At 74.0% G+C, this 1,606-nt stretch carries 1 protein-coding gene; it reads left to right on the top strand.

Annotated features, from left to right (window positions below):
* Window positions 1-1,606 (top strand): ATP-binding protein (locus AC1D12_RS32920; protein WP_477845320.1); only part of this gene is annotated, 1,606 nt, incomplete at both ends.

Genomic DNA, 1,606 nt, shown 5'->3' with positions numbered 1-1,606 from the left:
GGTGTGGTCCAGCCTGGTGCTGGGTGCGAGCGTCGACACGCCGGCCACGCTCGGGCGGCTGCAGGCCGATGTCGAGGCGCTGCTGATCGCCGCCGACCGGCGGGCCGCCTACGCCGGCCTCGGCGACGTGTTCCGCGCGACGCTGCGCGAGCTGTCGATCGGCCCGGCCGGCATCCTGCGGCTGCGCAGCGAGCAGATCAACCTCGACAGCCGCAGCGGCTCGCTGGTGCTGCTGACGCGCACCAACGCCGACGAACTCAGCGCGCAGGTCTCGCGCCACGTCGACACGCTGCGCGAGACCGCGCAGACGCGCAGCGAGCTCGTCTCGCGCGCGATCGCCTCCGGCAAGACCGGCCTGCTGCTGCTGACGCTGGTGTGCGGCGTGATCGCGCTCGGCGCGACCGCCTACGTGCACCGGCTGGTTGGCGGCGTCGAGYGGATCACCGCGGTGATGTCACGGCTCGCGCGCGGCGACACCTCGGTGGCGACGCCGGCGACCGCGCGCCGCGACGAGCTGGGTGCGCTCGCCCGCACCTTCGAGGTGTTCCGCGACAACCTGCTGGCCAAGCAGCAGCTGGTGGCCGACCTGCGCCAGCAGGGCGAGCTGCGCGCCGCGGTGCACAGCAGCATGAACGACGGCCTCGCGGTGTTCGACCGCGACGGCCGGTTGCGCCTGTGGAACGAACCGCTCGAACGCATGCTCGCGGTGCACGGCGTGCGGCCGGCCCCGGGCCAGCCGCCACGGCAGCTGATGGCGCAACTGGCCGGCGGCATCGCATGGAGCGCGCCGGGGCTCACCGAGCGGCAGGCGCTGGCCGCCGGCGCGCTGCCGCCGTTCACCGCGCATGCGCACGTCGAGCTGTACCTGCCGGACAACCGCGTCTACGACGTGCGCAGCCGGGCGATGCCCGATGGCGGTGTCGTGAGCCTCGTCACCGACCTGACCGAGCGCCGCGCGATCGAGGTGCAGCTGCAGCATGCGCTGCGGCTGGAGATGCTGGGCCAGCTGACCGGCGGCGTCGCGCACGACTTCAACAACCACCTGGGCACGATCGTCGGCACGCTGGGGCTGCTCGACGCGCAGCCGGGGCTCGACGCGACCGGCCGCGCGCAGCTGCAACGGGCCGGCCGCGCCGCCGAGCGCGCGAGCGCGCTGACGCGGCGGCTGCTCGCCTTCGCGCGGCGCCAGCCGCTGCAGGCCGAGCCGGTGGTGGTGGATGCGATGGTCGAGGAGATGCTCGACCTGATCGACTACAGCGCCGGCGACGCGGTGCAGGTGGCGCTGGCGCTGCGGGCCGGCGACGCCTGCGTGCAGGTCGACCGCGGGCAGCTGGAGAACGCGCTGCTGAACCTGGTGATCAACAGCGCGGCCGCGATGCCCGGCGGCGGGCGCCTGCAGGTCGCGACGCGGGTGGACGGCGGCGAGCTCGAACTGTGCATCGCCGACACCGGCAGCGGCATCCCCGAGGCGCTGCGCGAGAAGGTGTTCGAGCCCTTCTTCACGACCAAGGCGGAGGGCGAAGGCAGCGGGCTCGGGCTGTCGATCGTTTACGGTTTCGTGAAGCAGTCGGGCGGGCGCATCGCACTCGCGAGCCGGGTCGGCGAG

The organism is Rhizobacter sp. P1_G5, assembly GCF_056405435.1.
Note: the sequence above shows the minus strand (reverse complement) of the source record. Positions and strands in the feature narration are given on the sequence as shown.